Below are 19224 nucleotides of genomic sequence, written 5' to 3' on the forward strand. Positions count from 1 at the left end.
AAATAAGCTAGAAATGCAAGCCTCATCAGTCCCATTCTTCTCGTTTTTTCCCTAAGTTTTTTATATACCTAGATTTTTTTCCTGTTAAGTAGTAAAATAAGGTTAAGAATCACTCCTCTTTTTGAGCGTGCTTCAAATAACTACTACTTTTAAGGGGATAAAACGATGGGACTTACATTTAGAAAACGTGATGATTTTGATAAAATGATGGATGATTTAGGTGTATCAACTGTAGACTTGGTAGATGACAATGAAAAAACGTCAGCTGATGAAGAGAAGAAAGTTGATCCTTTCGCCAAATTTTTAACCCCTCAAGTACAAAAAGATACAGATGAACTTAAAGATAAGCATTGAAAAGTCAGCTATTTCTTGTTACAATTAATTTAAAATAAATTTTACTGAGGGGTCTATGGCATATAAAAAACCAGAAAAAAGTACTTTTCAAAAAGTTACCATGGTTGTTGTGATAATTATGGTAATTCTAACACTTTTTAGCGTGCTCGCTTCCGTGTTGACTGTACTTTAAACAAAAATTACTAGTACTTAAATATTAAAAAAGTTACTGACCGAGCGGTCAGTAACTTTTTTAGTTTAAATTTCGAACCCTTCTTCTAAAACTTCGGGAAATTCTGTGGTCACAATTTGCGCACAATTTTCACAAAGCATATGCAATTGTTCATGTTCATTTTTTCCGACGGTTTCGTCTGTTCGACGGCAACGTTCACATACTTCTCCTGCCGCGTGCTCAACCACAATTGCAACATCCTCAAAGATCATTGCATTTTCTGGTGCAGCACTGACAGATCCGTCAGCGATATTAAAGTTTGACACAATTAAAAGTTGGGCGATGTTATCATCAATAACAGTAAGTAATGTGCGAACAACTTCATTTGGATAAACAGTAACAGTAGCTTCTAAAGACTTACCAATCTCTTTAGCTTCTCTGGCATTTTCCAAAGCTTTTAAGACTTTATCACGGAAGTCCAAGAATTCTTGCCAATTGGCCAACAACTCTTGACTGCCAGCGATATCGGCGGCTTCAGGCATTTCTGAAAGATAAGCAAATTCTTCTGCTTCGTGTGTGAGGTAAGTCCACGTTTCTTCAGCAGTATGTGGCAAGATCGGAACTAAAAGTTTTACCAAATCTTTCAAAACAACATACATGACTGTCTGCATAGAACGGCGTGCTTTCGAATTAGCTGCTTCGATATAAACAACATCTTTAGCAAAATCAAGATAGAATGCTGATAAATCATTCGTGATGAAATTAATGATTGATTTGTAAACAGTCATAAAGCTATAGTGATCATAAGCTGTACGAATTTGTTTTACAAGTTCATTAAATTTCACAAGCATATATTTGTCTACTGGACGAAGTTCTGCAAAATCGATGCCATCTTCTTTTGGATTAAAGTCCGATGTATTGGCGATTAAGAAGCGCAATGTATTCCGGATTTTACGGTAAACTTCAGAAACTTGACTGAGAATATCCATTGATACACGAACATCTGATTCAGTATCAATTGAGGCCACCCAAAGACGGAGAATGTCAGCACCAAATTTCTTAGTGACATCTTTTGGCACGATTGTATTTCCAATTGATTTAGACATCTTACGTCCTTTACCGTCTAAAACAAATCCTTGTGAAAGAACTGCTTTATATGGTGCAACGCCGTTTACCGCAACTGAGGTTGTAATTGATGAATTAAACCAACCACGGTATTGGTCTGAACCTTCAAGGTAAAGATCTGCAGGAAAGCTCAGGTAGTCACGTTCGTTAAGGACACCATTCCAAGAAGAACCTGAGTCAAACCAAACGTCCATGATATCTTTTTCTTTTGTGAATTCACCATTTGGTGAAGCTGGATGAGTGAAGCCTTCTGGTAAAAGGTCTTTTGCTTCACGTTCAAACCAAACTTTTGAACCAAATTCAGCAAAAAGATTCGCAACATGATCAATAGTTTCAGGTGTGATGATTGGCTCACCATTTTCACCATAGAAAATTGGTAATGGAACTCCCCAAGCACGTTGACGTGAGATGACCCAATCGCCGCGGTCACGAACCATATTGAATAAACGAGTTTTCCCCCATGGAATTACCCAATCTACTTTCTCAACTTCATCTAAAATATTTTGACGGAAGTCATCGATTGAAGCAAACCATTGTGGTGTCGCACGGAAAATGACTGGTTTTTTAGTACGCCAGTCATGTGGGTACGAGTGAGTGAAGAATTCGAGTTTCAATAAAGCATCTTTTTCTTCAAGCCATTTACTGACAACTTTATTTCCTTCATCGTAGAAAAGTCCTTCAAGTCCAGGGGCTTCATCAGTATAATAACCACGATTATCAATTGGTGATAAAACAGGCAATTTATACTTACGGCTTGCGAAGTAGTCATCTTCACCATGTCCTGGCGCAACGTGTACAAGGCCAGTACCAGAATCAAGTGTAACATAATCCGCATTCATGATGAGAGTTTCACGGTCATAGAATGGATGTTTTGCAACCATATATTCTAATTCAGAACCTTTAAGTGTTTGAAGAACTTCCGGATTTTCCCATTCTAATTTTTCAGCAACAGCTTCAAGCATTTCTGAGGCAATTACAAATTTACGACCATTTACTGCTACAACTGAATAATCATAATCAGGATGAGCAAAGATGCCCAGATTTGATGGAATGGTCCATGGTGTTGTTGTCCAGATTACAAATTCTACATCTTCTGGTAATTTACCTTTAGTATCTTTGGCTTTAAATGCCACAAAAATTGATGCTGAGCGAACATCTTGATATTCGATTTCAGCTTCAGCAAGTGAACTTTCTGACGATGGTGACCAATAAATTGGTTTTTGTCCTTTATAGATATAGCCTTTTTCAGCCATTTTACCAAAAACACGAATTTGAGCCGCCTCATATTCTGGCAATAGTGTCAAATAGGGACGGTCCCAATCAGCAAGAACACCAAGGGATTTGAAATCTGAACGTTGCATGTCTACTTGTTTCATCGCATATTTACGACATTCCTCAAGATAATCAAGCAAATCCATTTCTTTACGTTTCATACCTGCTTTAGCAAGTTGTTGCTCAATTGGTAAGCCGTGCGTATCCCAACCTGGAACATAAGGAGCACGAAATCCTGCCATTGATTTATAACGAACAATAATATCTTTTGAAATTTTGTTCAAAGAGTGTCCGAGGTGAATATTTCCGTTCGCATAAGGAGGACCATCATGAAGCATATAGGAAGGTTTACCTTCATTTAATTCTTGACGTTTTTCATAAAGGGACGCATCTGCCCAGTCTTTTTGCCAGTTTGGTTCTTTATTTGGCAAGCCTGCACGCATTGGGAAAGCTGTTTTTCCCAAATTCAAAGTATCTTTGATTTTCATATTTTCTTCTTTCTTTTTAATTTATTTTTTTGAATAAAAAAAACGATTTTTCGCAAAGGACGAAAAACCGTGGTACCACCTTCATTTTTTCTGTCAGTAAAATTTACTGACAGAAACTCTTTTGCGTAACGTGCAAGACGCTTGAACTTACTTTGAGTTCAGTCCAAGATTTTTCTAAAGCTTCTTTGAGAAAATAAATTCTGTCAGTCACTTTAGAAGTCCAATCAGCTGATAATAAGAAAAATAGGGAATACGAGTCTTCCATCGTCACTCGCTTGCTTGAATTATATTTTTTCTTATCTTGGTCTGATTTTTAATTTTTTAATTCGCTTAAATCAATTGTTTCTTGATTATCGAGCGGATCTGTCTTTTCTGGTGAAGCTTCTAATTCTGGAAAAAGTTCTGCATCTTCACTGGCTGAAGTTTCATCATCAGCCTTTGGAGAAGATTCTGATGGTGTTTCTGTTGGAAGTTCAGCCTGTTCGGCTGTATCAGCTTGTTTATCAGTGCTGACCGCTTCGTCAGTAACATCTGTCACTTCTTTTTCTGATTCAACAGGAACATTTTCTTGCTCAGTCGCTTCTATTTTGCTTTCATCTTCTGCAGAAGTATCATCAGATGAGTTTTCATCCGTTGAATTTTCAGCCATTTGTTCTTCCGTAAGAGGAGTAATGGCTTGGGTTTTAGCTAAAGTAGTTTCCGCATTTTCCAAATGTTCTTCAATAATTTCTTGAAGTTTTTCCTCAGGATTAATGACATAATCTTGGGTAGGTTTGAATATTTCTGACCAATCATCTGATTGAATTGAGGCCAATTGATTTTCAATAATTGAAGTCATTCGTTGATGATAAAGACGCATCTTGCGTTTCAAATCATCCGTATCGCGAACAAGTTTACGTGCATCATCTGAGGCAGCATTTAAGATGAAACCAGCTTCTTTTTTAGCGGCTTCAATAATTAGTGCACTCTTTTGACCGGCTTTAGCCACCACTTCGGTTGCTTCTTTCTCAGAATTAATTTTCATCGTATCTGCTTCGCTCTTAGCTTGTTCACGGAGGTTATCCGCTGCATCTTGAGCGACAACGATAGACTTATTCAATGAATCTTTCATATCATCGAAATATTTCACGCGTTCGCGCAAAGCTTTTAATTCCCGTTCTTGATCTTTTATTTTTTGTGCAAATTCGTCATAATCTCGAACTACGATATCCAAAAATTCATCAACTTCATGTTTACTGAAGCCACGAAATTGTGGGTTAAAGGTTTTGTTTTGAACGTCCAGACTGTTTAATGTCATCGATCACTCCTTTTTATCTTGAGAAAATCTTTTATTTAAATGAGATTTTCAAGTGCTTCGAATTTACTTCTTATTATTTTTAGTAATTTCTAATTCAACTCTCTGTTTGCCTTTTTTAGTTTGCCCTAAAACCGGGCCAACCTTAAAACGTCCATAACCTCGGACACTGATCAGGTCATCAGTACTTACAGAGAAATCTTTCTTATCTATTTCTAGGTAATTTATCTTAACCTTATTTGATTCTAACATATTTGAAGCGAGATTGCGAGAAATTTTGAAAGCGACTGCAATTAATTTATCAAGCCGTAAGTTATCCACAAGAACAACTTCACTGACCGCTCTGTCAGTAGGTTTTGCAAGCTCTGCGAGCGATATTTCCTTGATTTTTACCGCTGCTCTTCCAATTTTTTCGATAGCTTTAAATAGTTCAACCAAATGTTTACTGACAAAAACTTGTATTTTTTCTTCAGTGACAATGATGTCACCTAACTCTTGTCTTTTGATGCCAGTTTGTCCCAAAAACGTACCTAAGACTTGGGCGTGTGTAAGTTGGATAAACTTAGAGGCATAAGTGACTTCCAGAAGTGCAAGATCAAAATCATCAGGATCTAAAACATAAAATTCAGGAGCCATAATTATCTTGACCGTCTCTGTTTCGGCAAGGCTTCGACTTGAGTAAAGACAAAGGGCACGCCGATTTGAAAGGGCTGATAAGATTTCAGCTTCCCGTGGATTTAGAAAAGGTGTGGTAATCACACTGTAGGTTTCTTCAACTCGACTTATCCAATCCAAACATCGCTCAATAAAGCGACGTTCTTCTGCTTTATAATGCTGAAAAATTTGTTCTGTCAAAATAGAATCCCACGCAGTACAATAACAATGAATCGTTGAATAAATTGAAGCACGATAAGTGCCACAAGAATTGTAAAATCTAACCCAGCAATACGCAAAGGTAAATTTTCAAAGAGACTCAGGTAGGGGCGGGAGATTTTTACAATCACTCGTCCAAACCATGTATTGTATAAATTTGGAATCCAGCTCATCAAAGCATAAATCACTAAGACAAGTGAATAAGCATCTAATAACCAAAAGAGCCATTTAACAAGAGTAAGCGTAATAAACATTAGTATAAATCATAACTTTCAAAATTTTGACCAGCTAAGATAGACATTTCTTTAGCTGCATCGACTGTGATATTCGCAGGAGTCATCAAGAAGATTTGTCCCCCAACATTTTGAATATCACCATCAAGTGTAAAGACCACACCCGTCATGAAATCAATCGAGCGACGTGCTTGGGCGTCACCCATAAATTTGAAATTAACCAACACACATTCGCCATTTTTGACGATACGTGCAGATTCCATGATGTCCGCGTAGGCACGTGGCTCTTTAATTGCAATAGTTGAAACCGTCGCTGCAAGTGATTGTGATTGCGACGCAGTAGATTGTTGTACGATTTTTTCAGACATAGGTTTTGTGAAAGTTGAAGCAGGACGTTTAGGTGCTGCTGATTGAGTTTGAGGTTTTTGAGGAGGTACAGTACGACGTTGATAGTCATTGTGTACCTTACGCTCTTCGACCTTTTGTTGCGCTGCAGGTGCTACAGTTGGCTTAGATTCTTGCACAGGACGAACAGGTTCATCGAACTCTTCCTCATCCTCTACAAAATAATCGCGCAGATTATTCATCCAATCTTTAAATGCCATATTTTCCTCCGTTGTTTACTTTATCTAGGTTCACAAGTCTTTAAAAATTTCTGTGCCAATTCGTACAAAGGTTGCTCCTTCTTGGATTGCAATCTCGTAGTCCCGGCTCATCCCCATGCTCAATTCAGTACAAGGAATTTTTGGAAGATTCATTTCAGATATTTCAACTTGTAATTTTTTCAGTTGCCCGAAAATGTTATGACATTCTTCTTCAGTCGCTTCAAACGGAGCCATAGTCATCAAACCAACGATTTCAAGATGTGCAAGTTCTGACAATTCTGTCAGAGCTGACAGGAGTTCTGCTTTCGAAAACCCATGCTTGCTTGCCTCACCCGAGATGTTTACCTCAGCAAAACATTTGATAGGATGTTCAGCGCGTTTACTAATTTCTTGCGCCAACTTAACAGAATCTAGTGCATGGAAATAATCAACAAAATTGATAACGTTCTTGACCTTACGTCGTTGCAGATTACCAATAAGATGCCAAGTGAGTTCTCTCTCTTTAAGTGCTTCGTACTTTTCGAGAAAAAGCTCTACCCGATTTTCGGCAAGATGAGAAATACCCTGATCGACCACTTCTTTCGCTTCCTTGACACCTACATACTTTGTCACGGCAATTACTGAAACTGACTGATTAGAATAAGAAGACGCAGCTTTCGCCGCATCCACATTACTCATTATTTTTTTAACATTTTCTTCAATTGTCATTGATTATTTATTACGGAAAAATGGTGGAGTATCAAGATCTTCATCAGTTGAAGTTGGAATGCCACCAAAACTTGTTACAGAAGCTGTATCACGATTGTTATTTACATTTTGGCGTGGTGAGCTTTCGCGACGGATATCCCAATCTCCAAAGGCAGAAGGTTGGTTTTGGGTTTGTGCAGTTGATTGTTGCTGTTGTTGTTGAGCTGGGCGATGATTAACTTGCATGTTGGAGTTATGTGTCAAATTAGGTTGACGTCGTGATTCTGGTTGCAATCCCAATGCCTCATCAGCATCTTCTTTAGCAACGCCTGTTGCGACAACAGTAACACGAATTTCGTCTTTCAAATTAGGATCTATAGCAGTACCCAACATGATATTGACATCATTACCTGCTGCTTGAATAACAATCTCAGAAGCGTCTTGTGCTTCAATCAAGCTCATGTCCATACCACCGGTAACGTTCAAGAGCACATTTTCAGCTCCCTCAATAGTTGTTTCGAGTAAAGGTGAATAGATAGCTTTACGAGTTGCTTCGATAACGCGATCTTCTCCAGAAGCCACACCGATTCCCATAAGGGCATCACCTTTGTTTTCCATGACGGTCTTAACATCGGCAAAGTCAAGGTTAATCATTCCTGGGTTGGTAATCAAATCTGTAACCCCTTGAACACCTTGACGCAATACATTATCCGCTTCACGCAATGCTTCGGTCAATGGTGTTTTCTTATCAACAATTTCAAGCAAGTTATTATTTGAAATAATGAGAAGGGTATCAACATTGGCACGAAGGGCTTCAATACCTTCAGTAGCAAAGTATGAACGTTTTGAACCTTCAAAACCAAATGGACGAGTAACAACACCCACAGTCAAAGCGCCAAGTTCTTTTGCGATTTGTGCAATAACTGGTGCAGCACCTGTACCAGTTCCACCACCCATACCAGCAGTGATGAAGATCATATCTGAGCCTTCAAGCGCTTGTGAAACTGTTTCAGCTGATTCTTCAGCTGCACGTTTCCCAACTTCAGGTTGTGCTCCAGCACCTAAACCACGTGTTAATTTAGGCCCAAGTTGAATGACTGTGTCTGCCTTAGAGCTACGTAAAGCTTGTACATCAGTGTTTGCTGCGATAAATTCTACACCAGAAACACCTTCTTCAATCATGCGGTTGATGGCATTACCACCACCGCCTCCAACACCGATGACTTTAATCACAGCACCAGTAGTCAAGTCTGTATCAAATGAAAATTCCATGATTTATATTTCTCCGTTTTTACTTTCAGAATTGAAATAATCCGCTTAGAAAACACCGGATGCTCTGAGTCCATAACCCTTACATCATCCTTTTCAAAGACGGATTGTTTTCTTAATAATTAGTCAAAAAGATTGCCAAAGAAGTTTTTGGCACGATCCATAAGACCTTCCTTATCTTCTTCAGGTTCAGTTGCCTTTTGAGTAGCAACTGGGCGAGCTTGAGGTTCAACGTAGAAGTCATTTTCTACATTCGCTGGCACTGTTGTCGTTTGAGTTGGAACTGTTGTTACAGGAGCAACATAAGTTTCCTCTGCCGCAGTATAAGCATAATCACCTGAAAATGCTTGGGATACTAAAACATCAATATCACTACGATTACCTACATAACTTACAACACTGATCACTTGCGCAAAAGCAGGATTACGTAATCCCATTTCCCCCGGAACAAACAATCGCGCATTCATACCCAGAGCTTTTGTTGCTAAATCAACTACTCCAGGCATTGCAGCCGTTCCACCTACAAGAATCAAACCACCAGGAGTCTCAAAAGTATGCCCATGGTCTAAATCTTGGCGAACGCGGTCAAAAATTTGTGTCATTCTCGCTTCAATGATTTGTGATAAATAATACTCTGTCACTTGTTCAGGTTCATCTTTACCTACAACATCAACCAAGAAATACTCATCTTGACTCGCACGCTCTGTGCTTGCTTCACCATAATTGACTTTTAAATCTTCTGCAGCTGAGAGTGAAGTGTTCAAGACAGTTGAAATATCTTTGGTAACATAATCACCACCCTCAGGGCTAGTATGGGTAAATCTTAAAGCTTGTTCTTTAACAGCACTTACCGTTGTTTGTCCAGCTCCAAGGTCAACCATAATGGTACCAAATTCACGTTCACCTTCAGTCAGAACATACTGAGCCATGGCAAGTGGGGCAATCACAATATTATCCACGATTAGTCCTGCACGTTCCACAACTTTTCGCACGTTATGTACTAAAGTTTTAGGACCTGTGTAAACAACACCACGAATTTCTAAACGAACACCAAACATGCCGCGGGGATCAGATATTCCTGTAAACCCGTCAACTGTAAACTCTTTTGTTTCCAGTGCTATTATTTCACGTTCAGGGACGATGCCACGCATTAAGGCGTTTTGAACGACCTGAATCACATCATTATCTGTAATTTCTTTTGTTTCACTAACAATTGGAACCATTCCTTGGCAAGGTTCCATTTCGAGGGAGTTTGCTGGGATACTCACATTGATTCGATCAATCGTGATTCCTGCACGTTCTTCAGCAGCATTTACGGCTTTACGTAAAGCTTGTGCCACCTTCTCAATATCTACAATGATCCCATTTTTCAATCCGTCAGATTTTGCATTTCCGACGCCTATTATATTCATTTCACCTGAGACGTACTCTGCAACAAGCACTTTAATTGTGTTTGTGCCGATATCTACGCCTGTATAAAGTCCACTTTTGGCCATAAAAGCGACTCCTTTCCCTCACACATCACGATTCATATTTTTTTAATAAATTGGAGAGTGTATAGACAATTTTGTATGCAATTACACTCACTAATTATTTTAACATAAAATCACAGTAAAACAAGAGTTTAGCTGTGATTTTTTGAGTTTTTTATTAAATTAGAGACGATCTTCTCTTGACATTGAGAAAATCGAGATAGTTCCTTCTCCCGTATGGGTTACAATCGTTGAACTAAGGGGGCGAATTTTTATGTCTTGAATGTCACTGTTTTTCATAATTTCTGATTTGATTTCTTGAGCCACTTCATCAGTGCCAGAATAAGAAATAATGAGTCGGGGGTAGTTCATGTCCATACCCTCTAAAGTCTTTTCAACCATTTGATGAAGCGCCTTTTTCTTCCCTCTGACCTTTGTGACTTGACGGAGTTTCCCTTCTGGATCTACATCCAAGAGCGGCTTGATACTAGCCATTGTTCCCACAAGAGCAAGCGCTTTAGGTATCCTTCCCCCACGCGCCAAGTGATTTAGGTCGTCCACCATGAAACGGCTTTGCAACCGTTTAATCATCACTGCTAAAGCAGCAACTGTTTCAGCTAAACTCTTGCCAGCATCTCGTAACTTAACGGCTTCTTCAACCAAAAAGCCTTCTCCAGAAGCTGCAGCCAATGTGTCAACAATCGTTATCTTTGCTTCTGGGTCTTCTTCTAAAAGCATTTCTCGAGCAATGACAGCCGACTGATAGGTACCTGAAAGTCCCGATGAAAATGCGAGGTATAGAAGTTCTTCTTTAGTGGCAGCGAAGGTTTTGAAAACCTCTAAAAACTGGCCCGAATTAATTTGTGAGGTATGAACAGCCTCTCCTTTTTTTAAAGCGGCTAGCAAGGTGCTATTATCCAGCGGATGCTCTCCCACAGTTTCATAAGTCTTATCGCCGATGGTTACCGTCATGCCAAGGGTCGTGATATCGTGTTCGTCAAGATAAGACTGACTTAAATCGGCGGTAGAGTCTGTCATAATTTGAAAAGTCATAAAATTTTTTCCTTTTTCAGTTTAATCCGTTTACTGACAAAGCTGTCAGTAACTTTTTCCAATTCCTTATTTTTTATTTTCGATTTTTAAATATCTCATACATCAAAATACTGGCTGCTACAGAAGCATTCAGACTTTGCACATGCCCAGTCATTGGTATCGTGACCATCTCATCTACTTGCTTTTTGAGATTTTGACCAATCCCATGTCCTTCATTACCAATGATGAGAGCTACCTTGCCAGAAGTGTTCCATTGGTTATAGGGCGTGCCGTCCATATCCGTCCCAAAAATCCAAAATCCAGCTTCTTTGAGCTTATCTAACGCTTGTGACAGGTTGGTTACACGTACTACAGGAACGTGTTGGAGTGCACCTGTAGAAGCTTTTACGGCTGTTGGCGTAATCCCAACAGCACGATGTTTAGGGATGATAATGGCATCAACGCCTGTAGCATCCGCAGTCCGTGCAATTGAACCCAGATTATGAGGATCAGTTAATTCATCTAAAAGCAATATCGTAGCTTCTGACCGGTCTGTCAGCCCATCCAAAATGGTTGTCAACTCAGCGTAAGCAAACTCTGACACTCGGGCCATGAAACCTTGATGAACTCCATTTTCCGTAAGTTTGTTTAATTCAGTTTTAGGCGTCCATGAAATATTGACTTTTTTTGTGCGCGCAAGCTCTTTTACTTTTTCAACATTTTTTCCACGCAGGTCCTCTTGAACGTAAAGCTTATTGACAAGTCCGCCATTCAAAGCCTCTACCACCGCATGTAATCCGTAGATTAAATCTGTATTTTCCATGAAATCATTATATCATTTTTACACAAAAAAACCTGACTCCATTCGTCGGGCTTTTTGTTATGTAAGAGTATCAAAAAATTATGTAAAAAGTACATTTGACTTTTTTATCGGTTTTACATAATTAATTTAAGAAAATTATAATTTAAAATTTTTCCTAAATGCTTATTTAACCCTAATATAGTGACTTAGTTCTTTTTGATACTTAGAGGTTTCCCATTTTCTTAAAGGTGAATTAAAATACGATGCAAGCAAATGAGCAATGAGTGGGCCGGTGGTAAGACCAGAAGAACCCAAGCCACTGGCTACCGCCAGAGTTGGTTCAAGAGGAAGCGGGCCAAAAAATGGTGCAAAATCAGGGGTGTAAGCGCGTGTGCCTACACGATATTCATACGGGTAGGTTGTTAATTGCTCTGTCTCGAAATATTTCTCAGACGTTTGCGTAAGCTCATCAAAAGCGCTTTGAGTTGGTGTCAGGTCCCATTTAGCTTCATTTTCATGCGTAGCTCCTAAAAGAATCTGACCATTTTGAAAGGGGATCAAATCTGCTGCACCTTCCAAGAAGGCCACGGGCCAGTTTTGTGACGCATAAGGTGTTTGAAAGGCTATAAGTTGCCCCTTTTGTGGTGACACTTCTGCATCATAACCCAATGGTGCCAAGATATGTTTTAAAGCGGGCCCAGGGCAAAGCACCAGTTCGTCCACACTCATGGCATATTCATCCGTTTGAACCTTCCATCCTATTGCTAGCTTTTCCACACTTGCATGTGCTTCTATCCACTTCACTCCTCTTGAGAGGGCTCGTTTTTTAAGACGGGTGAGATAAGCTTTGCCATCTAAACGAGCACCTCCTGTGATATATAAACTTTCCATTGGTTTAAGTAGGGGCAGTAAGCGGTTAGTTTCTTCTGGGGTAAGGCGATTAATTTCACCAAGTTCGGGGGCCTCCCGTCGTCGTTCTTTAGCGAGCTCTGCTAATTCATTCAGTGATTGGGGTTCTCTCACAAAGAGCGTGCCACATTTTTCATAGATTTCTGGACCAAGCTCAAAATCCTGAACCACTTTTTCAAAAAATGCTGCCCCATCTTTTGCTAATTGATACCATTTTTTATTTCTTCTTTTTGATAGCCAAGGCGAAATGATCCCCGCACTGGCTCTTGTAGCTTGCTGTCTCGGATCATCAAAAAGATAAATTTCAAATTGTTTCGGGTCTAAATAATTTACTAAGGTCAGTCCAATAATCCCCCCACCAATAACCGCTATTTTTTTCATTTCTTTTCTTTCCTCTCTTTTACAAAGAAAAAATCATGGTATAAAACCTGATTTTTATTTTCTTGCTGCTTTAGACTTGTTGCTTTTGTTTCTTAGAATGCTTTAGCCTCACATAGAAAAGTGCTGATTTATATAACGCTATGCTGCTAAGTTACCTTTTATCCTCCGTTAGAAGGGCCGTTTCACTAGGTATCATCACCTCATCATAATGTTCAATCTTGTAGGTCAAATAGTCTAAGGCCGACTGCTTTTCTTCAATTTCGCAACGCAGCTGCTCAACTTGCGCTTCTAAAATGGCGATCCGTTCCCCTTTTGTTTCTGGATTTCCTTGAGCAACAAGTGCCATATACCGCGTAAGTGGCTCTACCTGAACGCCTGCATCACGCATATGTTTAACAAATTTTAACGTCTTAATGTCTTGCTCACTAAAATTACGAAGTCCCGACTCCGTACGTTTGATATGAGGAATGAGCCCTATTTTTTCATAATATCTAATATTATCCGCTTTTATCCCGGAACGTTCTGCTGCTTTTTTGATATTCATTCTTTTATTTTAACATTTAACCCTAGCTTCAAGTCAAGAAAAGTTCTTTTAAAAAAACACCTCGCTATCAGCAAGATGTTTTCAATGTTTAAGCTAAAGCTCCCATTGGATCCCAAGGAAGTAGAACTTGTGGTTTAGCTTCATAAGCTGCGCGTTCTTCTTGACTCAGCAAGTCTTTACGCACGACAATTTGATAGGTATACTCGTCCATCCATGCATCAGAAGCGACAAAGTAGCCCTGATTACCCGCATCTTTCCCCCAAGAATTTTCAACTTTCCATTTCACTGAGTTTCCATCTGCATCCAAATCAACACCCGCTAAAACCATGGCATGCGTCATGAGTGATTCGCCGTAATCGAGCCGACCCGCTTTAGTCTGTGTGAATTCAATATCTAATGAAGATTTGAAATCATAGGCATCCATTGTTAATAAACCTGCTGTACGATTTGATTCTTGACCTACGTCACATCCAAACCAGACCGTTTCTCCAGCTTGCATTTGTGCAATAGCCAATTTTTTAAAGCGATCCATATCAACATTCAGATGTTTGACTTCCTTACCTCCGACAACATTTCCTAAAAATTCTACCGTGTAGCTCTTATTATAGGGTTTGTCTTGTGTAGGCGCATTGATAACAGAAACATAATTGTTCAAATCAATATCCACATATTCTTTATAGAAGTCTTGCGGTGTACCTACAAATTTATTATATTCATTGTCTTTATTTCGGAAAGCAAATTCGAAATTTTGTGGTGGTAAACCTAAAGTTACAGCAAGGAAATTGAAAATTTCTTGGAGCAATTCTTCTTTAATTGCTTGAACATCGCCTCCTTGCTCGAGGGTATAACGTAAAATTTCAGCATCTTGTCGAAGCAATTTATTCAAGTATTGGTTAAGTTCACGTGAGTTGCTAGATGCTTTTGATTCTGGATAGACAGCCTTGGGCACAATCCCATATTTATCAAAAATCGCAACCATCATATCCCACTGTCCACCATCTTGTTGTGGTGTTTGGAGCAAGAATTTCAGGCGACGATCATCCATATTAACATCCCCGATGATTTGTTCCATAAACCAGTTTGATTTTTCATATTTATCCCAAAAGAAAGTGTAAGCTTGTGAAAACTCAAAATCTTCTGTTTTAAAATCATTGATGAATTTATGACGAAATGTATTTAAAGCTGCAAACATCCAGCAACGACCTGATTGTTTTTGGTTTGTCACAGGATCTTTTGTCAAATCAATGGAAAACTCAGGCAAATTAGCAGCGTGCGAGCCACGTACTTCAAGAGAAGCAAGTAAACCGTTGCTTGTTACGGCGTTTTCCAAGGCTCTTAATTTTGTATTTTCAGCAAAATTTTCATAGAGTTTTTGTGTAAAATCTGATGTTACTGTCATAATCCCTCCCAGTCGTGCGACGGCTATAAGTACGCGCACTTGCCCTCCCGTTTTCGGTAAAGAGCTTTTATTATTTTTTATATTCTTTTATTATAATCTAAATTGTCAAAAAAATCAGCTTTGAAGATGACGGCGTAAATCTTTCCTTGCTTCAAGTAACCACGGATGAGCAACTTTCAATCCCTCTGCAAGGATGAAATCGATATAATAAAGTGCCGCACTTTCTAAACTTACTGACAGCTCTGTCAGTAAACCTTCTTTAAAAGGAGCATCATCTCCACCATCCCAACGAATCTTGTCTGCCAAAAAAATAATCAAATCTAAATCTGAAAAATTTTTACGTAGCGTTGTATGACATTCAATCGCTGCAAGCACTTGTTCATCATTTACTGCAAAATACTCCCGCGCTAAATATTTAGAAAGTTTTTGATGGATAATTAAAGGAAATTCTTTTTCTTGAGGCAAAAGTTTAAGCCCCCATTTCTCGGCCTGACTTATCCGTTGGTATGAAGGGTAAACACCCCCAATATCGTGAAGCAGTCCACCGACAAATGCTTGAGATTTACTGACAGAACCGTCAGTAAACTTCTTATTTGCCTCTTTTGAACTATGCCGAATATTTAAGCGTTGATTTAAACAATCGTCAGCGAGCTGCTCAGCCATCTGAGCGACAGCCAAGCTATGTTCAAAGAGCAGTGGTCGCTTAAGAAAACTGCGTGTTTCTTCTATTAAAACTTCCTTTTTGATCATCACTCCCCCCTATCAGATAAGAAAAAAGCTACCCGAAAGTAGATTTTTATTAGTTTTAAATATCGACAGCAGTACCTGAAGCAATGATCATCATCATATTACTCCCACCGTTACCAACGGTTTCGTAATCTACCTTCACGCCAACAACCGCACTTGCACCTAGCGCAGCTGCACGTTGTTCCAATTCTTCCAAGGCTTCTTGTCGCGCTTGAATCAATTCATTTTCATAAGATTTAGAGCGTCCTCCCAAAATATTAGTAAAACTCGCTTTAAAATCTTTGATAAAATCAACCCCAGCTACTACTTCGCCAAAGACGATTCCTTTGTACCCCTTGATTTCAACACCCTCAATGCTGTTTGTTGTCGTAACGATCATCGCCTACTCCTTCACTTCTTGTAACGTTTTTCTTTATTATACCATTTCTTGAAGCAGACGAATCAGGCCTTGGGCTGATTTTTGACCCGCTTCAATGATAAATTCATCGAAGTTAACGTTGGCATTGTGATCAGCTGTATCTGACATGGCGCGAATAATGACAAAAGGTTTCCCTAAAGCTGTTGCAGCTTGGGCGATTGAGGCCCCTTCCATTTCCACTGCCAAAACTTCTGGAAAATGATTTTTAATCTCTACAATCTTGCTAGGGCTACTGATGAAGCTGTCAGAGCTTGTAATCAGGCCAACATGAACATTTTCAAGTACTTTTTTCAACTCAGAAACAAAATATTTGCTTGATTCAAAATACAAAGGTTGTTGAGCCATTTGACCATAAGCATAACCAAAAGCAGTAACATCAACATCATGATAAGCAAGTTTATCAGCCACTACAACATCCCCAATAGCTAATCCTTGCGCAACTGCTCCTGCTGAACCCGTGTTAATAATAGCATCAACATCAAAGATATCTACCAAAAATCCAACAGCAAGTGCAGACATCACCTTACCAATACCAGATTGCACCAAAACCACTTCATGGCGGCCAATCGAACCTGTGTGAAAGACAAGCCCGTGCCGCGTTTGTTTGCCTGCATTTTCCAAATTTTCAACAAGAACACGGATTTCTTCATCCATTGCACAAATAATACCAATTTTCATCGTTAATAAACTTCTTTCTATTTTTCCATCTTTTATTAGAAAAGATGGGGCTGATCATGTTTTCTTTTTTCTATTTAAAAATAATATAAGAAGAAAGCCAAGGCTAACACTAAAACGATCCCAACCACAATCATCAACCATTTATTAATGGTTTTACCACGTTTTTGAGCCTTTGCATTTTCTATTCGTCGACTTTTATAGACCGAGTTTTTGCTAAGTTCCTTTTCAATGTTATCATATTTTTGAGCAATTTCCTCATCGCGCTCAAGTTCTTCTTGAAGACGCCGCTCCAAAGCTTTTTTATCTTGCTTTGCCTTCTCTATAATATCATCTGTTAAAAGTGGTCTAGGCATGACGCTCAACCTCCGATTTTAATTGTTGCATTTCCCAATACCAAATCGCCATAATTGTCTTAGCGTCCGCAATTTGTTCAGTTTCGATCATTGCTTTAGCTTCGGCAAGAGTCACTTCTATCTGCTCTAAAAACTCTCCATCATCAGCTGCGCGGGGATGTTCAACTTTTGTTAAATTAGAAGAGAAATAGACATAAGTTTTTTCGGATGAAAAACCTGGTGTGCCATAAAAAGCGCTGATTTCGACTAAATCAGCCGCAAGATAACCCGTTTCTTCTTCTAATTCACGTAAAGCTGCTGCTTGTGGATCTTTTTCCTCACCCTCTTCTAACTTTCCAGCAGGAATCTCAAAAATAAACTTCTCTAAAGCTTTACGATACTGTCCTACTAAAACCATTTTCCCTTCATGAACCGGAGCGATTGCTGTTCCTCCATTATGAAAAACAAGTTCACGAAAACTCGTCTGGTCATCCGGCAAACTTACAATATCTCGTACGACATGAAAAATCTTCCCATGAAAAATTTCTTCCCGAGATAAGGTTTTTTCTTCAAATTTTTTATCGTCAAACGTTAGCATTTTTTCCTTCCTTGAAAAGTTTTGCGTTTTCAGCCTCAAACTTTTCTCACCTAAAATCGAACGAAAGAGCTTCATGAGAAACTCTTTGTCCTAGGTAAATTATTATTGACCACGATAGTGTGGCATTTTTTTGGCACGTCCTAGCTTATTGACTTGCTTGCCCCGTCCAATTTCAACAGCATCTTCTGGAACGTCTTCAGTTACAATCGATCCCGCTGCAGTCAAAGCATTTTTTCCGATATGTACTGGTGCGATAATTGTAGAGTTAGAACCAATGAAAGCAAAATCATCTATCTCCGTATTAAATTTATTTTGTCCATCATAGTTAGCTGTGATGGTACCCGCACCAAAGTTTACCTTTTCGCCGACCGTAGCATTTCCGATATAAGTCAAATGTCCCGCTTTAGTGCCTTTGCCAAGTGTTGAGCCTTTGATTTCAACGAAGTTTCCGACGTGAACTTCTTCACTAAGAACTGTTCCTGGACGAAGATGCGCATAAGGACCGCAGTTACTACCGACACTCATTTTAGTGCCTTCTACAGTTGAATTACGTACTTCACAGTTAGAATGAATCTCAGAGTTCTCAATCCGGCTTCCATTGGTGATGAGGACATTTTTACCAATAAAGCTATTTCCCTTAATAGTAACATTTGGTTCAATAATCGTTTCTTCCTCAATGGTTACGTCACTCTCAATATAGATTGTAGCGGGATCAATTAGCGTCACGCCATTAACCATATGACCATGATTAATACGTTTACGCATGGTCACCTCAGCTTGAGCCAGTGCCACACGATCATTGACACCTAAGCTTTCTTCGAAGTCATCCAGCACATGAGCTGCGACGGTTTGCCCTGCTTTTTTAAATATTTCAATCACATCGGTCAAATAGTATTCGCCTTGAGCATTATCTGTCGTCAACTCACCCAAAGCTTTGAAGAGGGCTTTATTATCAAAAACATAAGTTCCTGTATTAATCTCTGTAATAGCTTTTTCAAAATCATTCGCATCTTTTTGCTCAACAATTTTTTCAACTGTTTCATCTGCTCCACGCACGATTCGTCCATAACCTGTTGGATTAGGAGCAATTGCCGTTAAAATCGTTGCTGTCGCATTTTGCGCAAAATGATAGTTAAAAAGCTCATCTATAGTTTGGCCAGTAATCAATGGAGTATCCCCAGCAATAACAAGCGTTGCACCCTCTTCATTTGCCAACAAATCAGCTGCAATCTTAACCGCATGACCTGTCCCCAACTGTTCGGCTTGTTTTACAAATTGAGTACCGCGCGGGAGGGTCGCAATGACACGGTCTGCTTCGTGCCCAACAATCACGACATTTTTTGTCATATCAACTTCTGACACGCTTGTCAGTACATGCGCTAACATGGACTTACCAGCTACCTTATGTAGTACTTTAGGTAAAGCTGACTTCATTCGTGTCCCTTTCCCAGCAGCTAAAATAATCGCAAATTTATTCATGTGAATCTCCTTTAATGTCACTAAGCAAAATATAAATCTTTAACCAATTATATCATATTAAAAAAAGATTTTTATAATCGTT

General features: G+C 39.1%; 21 protein-coding genes. 2 read left to right on the plus strand and 19 right to left on the minus strand.

The window, feature by feature from the left end:
• The first annotated feature begins 165 nt into the window (after positions 1 to 165).
• Both JW886_RS08760 and JW886_RS08765 read left to right on the plus strand, forming a co-directional pair.
• Positions 166 to 354 (plus strand): SPJ_0845 family protein, encoded by a 189-nt coding sequence (locus tag JW886_RS08760; RefSeq protein WP_075525308.1) that lies wholly within the window; start codon positions 166 to 168, stop codon positions 352 to 354.
• 55 nt (positions 355 to 409) lie between these two features.
• On the plus strand, positions 410 to 526 hold the full coding sequence (locus tag JW886_RS08765; protein WP_082272304.1) for a DUF4044 domain-containing protein: 117 nt from the start codon (positions 410 to 412) through the stop codon (positions 524 to 526).
• A gap of 65 nt (positions 527 to 591) precedes the next feature.
• Here JW886_RS08765 and ileS read toward each other — a convergent pair whose 3' ends face one another.
• The 19 genes from ileS to glmU all read right to left on the minus strand — a co-directional run bounded on the left by ileS (position 592) and on the right by glmU (position 19142).
• Positions 592 to 3390 (minus strand): isoleucine--tRNA ligase, encoded by a 2799-nt coding sequence (ileS, locus tag JW886_RS08770; RefSeq protein WP_205871888.1) that lies wholly within the window; start codon positions 3388 to 3390, stop codon positions 592 to 594.
• Positions 3391 to 3703: 313 nt separating this feature from the next.
• Positions 3704 to 4687, minus strand: coding sequence for a DivIVA domain-containing protein (locus tag JW886_RS08775; protein WP_205871889.1), 984 nt, complete (start codon positions 4685 to 4687; stop codon positions 3704 to 3706).
• Positions 4688 to 4750: 63 nt separating this feature from the next.
• The gene (locus JW886_RS08780; protein ID WP_205272757.1) at positions 4751 to 5542 is read right to left on the minus strand and encodes a YlmH family RNA-binding protein; all 792 of its coding nucleotides are present in this window, start codon (positions 5540 to 5542) and stop codon (positions 4751 to 4753) included.
• Entirely contained in the window at positions 5536 to 5811 is a 276-nt protein-coding gene (locus tag JW886_RS08785; RefSeq protein ID WP_200407456.1) for a YggT family protein, read from the minus strand. The genes JW886_RS08780 and JW886_RS08785 overlap by 7 nt, the downstream gene beginning before the upstream one ends.
• On the minus strand, positions 5811 to 6395 hold the full coding sequence (locus JW886_RS08790; protein WP_075525313.1) for a cell division protein SepF: 585 nt from the start codon (positions 6393 to 6395) through the stop codon (positions 5811 to 5813). Before JW886_RS08790 ends, JW886_RS08785 begins: the two co-directional genes overlap by 1 nt.
• A 30-nt stretch (positions 6396 to 6425) precedes the next feature.
• Positions 6426 to 7103 carry a YggS family pyridoxal phosphate-dependent enzyme gene (locus JW886_RS08795; protein ID WP_075525314.1) on the minus strand — a complete coding sequence of 226 codons (678 nt, stop codon included), beginning with the start codon at positions 7101 to 7103 and terminating at the stop codon, positions 6426 to 6428.
• A gap of 3 nt (positions 7104 to 7106) precedes the next feature.
• Entirely contained in the window at positions 7107 to 8354 is a 1248-nt protein-coding gene (gene ftsZ, locus JW886_RS08800) for a cell division protein FtsZ (protein WP_205272043.1), read from the minus strand.
• A gap of 119 nt (positions 8355 to 8473) precedes the next feature.
• Positions 8474 to 9847 carry a cell division protein FtsA gene (gene ftsA, locus JW886_RS08805; protein ID WP_075525316.1) on the minus strand — a complete coding sequence of 458 codons (1374 nt, stop codon included), beginning with the start codon at positions 9845 to 9847 and terminating at the stop codon, positions 8474 to 8476.
• Positions 9848 to 10006: 159 nt separating this feature from the next.
• Positions 10007 to 10876 (minus strand): DegV family protein, encoded by an 870-nt coding sequence (locus tag JW886_RS08810; protein ID WP_205871890.1) that lies wholly within the window; start codon positions 10874 to 10876, stop codon positions 10007 to 10009.
• A 73-nt stretch (positions 10877 to 10949) separates the two neighbouring features.
• Complete coding sequence (gene rlmB / locus JW886_RS08815; protein WP_205871891.1) at positions 10950 to 11678, minus strand: 23S rRNA (guanosine(2251)-2'-O)-methyltransferase RlmB; 729 nt, start codon at positions 11676 to 11678, stop codon at positions 10950 to 10952.
• A 162-nt stretch (positions 11679 to 11840) separates the two neighbouring features.
• Positions 11841 to 12947, minus strand: coding sequence for an NAD(P)/FAD-dependent oxidoreductase (locus tag JW886_RS08820; protein ID WP_205871892.1), 1107 nt, complete (start codon positions 12945 to 12947; stop codon positions 11841 to 11843).
• A gap of 151 nt (positions 12948 to 13098) precedes the next feature.
• On the minus strand, positions 13099 to 13491 hold the full coding sequence (locus JW886_RS08825; RefSeq protein WP_205871893.1) for a MerR family transcriptional regulator: 393 nt from the start codon (positions 13489 to 13491) through the stop codon (positions 13099 to 13101).
• A gap of 88 nt (positions 13492 to 13579) precedes the next feature.
• Complete coding sequence (gene pepC / locus JW886_RS08830) at positions 13580 to 14890, minus strand: aminopeptidase C (RefSeq protein WP_205872511.1); 1311 nt, start codon at positions 14888 to 14890, stop codon at positions 13580 to 13582.
• A 114-nt stretch (positions 14891 to 15004) separates the two neighbouring features.
• The gene (locus JW886_RS08835) at positions 15005 to 15640 is read right to left on the minus strand and encodes an HD domain-containing protein (RefSeq protein WP_205871894.1); all 636 of its coding nucleotides are present in this window, start codon (positions 15638 to 15640) and stop codon (positions 15005 to 15007) included.
• Between the two features lie 55 nt (positions 15641 to 15695).
• Positions 15696 to 16016, minus strand: a complete 321-nt coding sequence (locus JW886_RS08840) for a YbjQ family protein (RefSeq protein WP_200407462.1) — start codon at positions 16014 to 16016, stop codon at positions 15696 to 15698.
• A gap of 36 nt (positions 16017 to 16052) precedes the next feature.
• Positions 16053 to 16733: a 5'-methylthioadenosine/adenosylhomocysteine nucleosidase gene (locus JW886_RS08845; protein ID WP_075525324.1), complete on the minus strand. Its 681-nt coding sequence runs from the start codon at positions 16731 to 16733 to the stop codon at positions 16053 to 16055.
• 74 nt (positions 16734 to 16807) lie between these two features.
• Complete coding sequence (macP, locus tag JW886_RS08850) at positions 16808 to 17086, minus strand: cell wall synthase accessory phosphoprotein MacP (RefSeq protein WP_075525325.1); 279 nt, start codon at positions 17084 to 17086, stop codon at positions 16808 to 16810.
• Positions 17079 to 17663 carry an NUDIX hydrolase gene (locus tag JW886_RS08855; RefSeq protein ID WP_075525354.1) on the minus strand — a complete coding sequence of 195 codons (585 nt, stop codon included), beginning with the start codon at positions 17661 to 17663 and terminating at the stop codon, positions 17079 to 17081. Before JW886_RS08855 ends, macP begins: the two co-directional genes overlap by 8 nt.
• Positions 17664 to 17765: 102 nt before the next feature.
• Complete coding sequence (glmU, locus tag JW886_RS08860) at positions 17766 to 19142, minus strand: bifunctional UDP-N-acetylglucosamine diphosphorylase/glucosamine-1-phosphate N-acetyltransferase GlmU (RefSeq protein ID WP_205871895.1); 1377 nt, start codon at positions 19140 to 19142, stop codon at positions 17766 to 17768.
• Between the last annotated feature and the right edge of the window lie 82 nt (positions 19143 to 19224).

Source organism: Lactococcus taiwanensis (genome assembly GCF_017068355.1).
In the GTDB taxonomy this organism is placed as follows: domain Bacteria; phylum Bacillota; class Bacilli; order Lactobacillales; family Streptococcaceae; genus Lactococcus; species Lactococcus taiwanensis.

Coding starts and splice junctions, on each gene's coding strand:
- JW886_RS08760 (WP_075525308.1), top strand. CDS start 166: ATGGGACTTACATTTAGAAAACGTGATGATTTTGATAAAATGATGGAT.
- JW886_RS08765 (WP_082272304.1), top strand. CDS start 410: ATGGCATATAAAAAACCAGAAAAAAGTACTTTTCAAAAAGTTACCATG.
- ileS (WP_205871888.1), bottom strand. CDS start 3,390: ATGAAAATCAAAGATACTTTGAATTTGGGAAAAACAGCTTTCCCAATG.
- JW886_RS08775 (WP_205871889.1), bottom strand. CDS start 4,687: ATGACATTAAACAGTCTGGACGTTCAAAACAAAACCTTTAACCCACAA.
- JW886_RS08785 (WP_200407456.1), bottom strand. CDS start 5,811: ATGTTTATTACGCTTACTCTTGTTAAATGGCTCTTTTGGTTATTAGAT.
- JW886_RS08790 (WP_075525313.1), bottom strand. CDS start 6,395: ATGGCATTTAAAGATTGGATGAATAATCTGCGCGATTATTTTGTAGAG.
- JW886_RS08795 (WP_075525314.1), bottom strand. CDS start 7,103: ATGACAATTGAAGAAAATGTTAAAAAAATAATGAGTAATGTGGATGCG.
- ftsZ (WP_205272043.1), bottom strand. CDS start 8,354: ATGGAATTTTCATTTGATACAGACTTGACTACTGGTGCTGTGATTAAA.
- ftsA (WP_075525316.1), bottom strand. CDS start 9,847: ATGGCCAAAAGTGGACTTTATACAGGCGTAGATATCGGCACAAACACA.
- JW886_RS08810 (WP_205871890.1), bottom strand. CDS start 10,876: ATGACTTTTCAAATTATGACAGACTCTACCGCCGATTTAAGTCAGTCT.
- rlmB (WP_205871891.1), bottom strand. CDS start 11,678: ATGGAAAATACAGATTTAATCTACGGATTACATGCGGTGGTAGAGGCT.
- JW886_RS08820 (WP_205871892.1), bottom strand. CDS start 12,947: ATGAAAAAAATAGCGGTTATTGGTGGGGGGATTATTGGACTGACCTTA.
- JW886_RS08825 (WP_205871893.1), bottom strand. CDS start 13,491: ATGAATATCAAAAAAGCAGCAGAACGTTCCGGGATAAAAGCGGATAAT.
- pepC (WP_205872511.1), bottom strand. CDS start 14,890: ATGACAGTAACATCAGATTTTACACAAAAACTCTATGAAAATTTTGCT.
- JW886_RS08835 (WP_205871894.1), bottom strand. CDS start 15,640: ATGATCAAAAAGGAAGTTTTAATAGAAGAAACACGCAGTTTTCTTAAG.
- JW886_RS08840 (WP_200407462.1), bottom strand. CDS start 16,016: ATGATCGTTACGACAACAAACAGCATTGAGGGTGTTGAAATCAAGGGG.
- JW886_RS08845 (WP_075525324.1), bottom strand. CDS start 16,733: ATGAAAATTGGTATTATTTGTGCAATGGATGAAGAAATCCGTGTTCTT.
- macP (WP_075525325.1), bottom strand. CDS start 17,086: ATGCCTAGACCACTTTTAACAGATGATATTATAGAGAAGGCAAAGCAA.
- JW886_RS08855 (WP_075525354.1), bottom strand. CDS start 17,663: ATGCTAACGTTTGACGATAAAAAATTTGAAGAAAAAACCTTATCTCGG.
- glmU (WP_205871895.1), bottom strand. CDS start 19,142: ATGAATAAATTTGCGATTATTTTAGCTGCTGGGAAAGGGACACGAATG.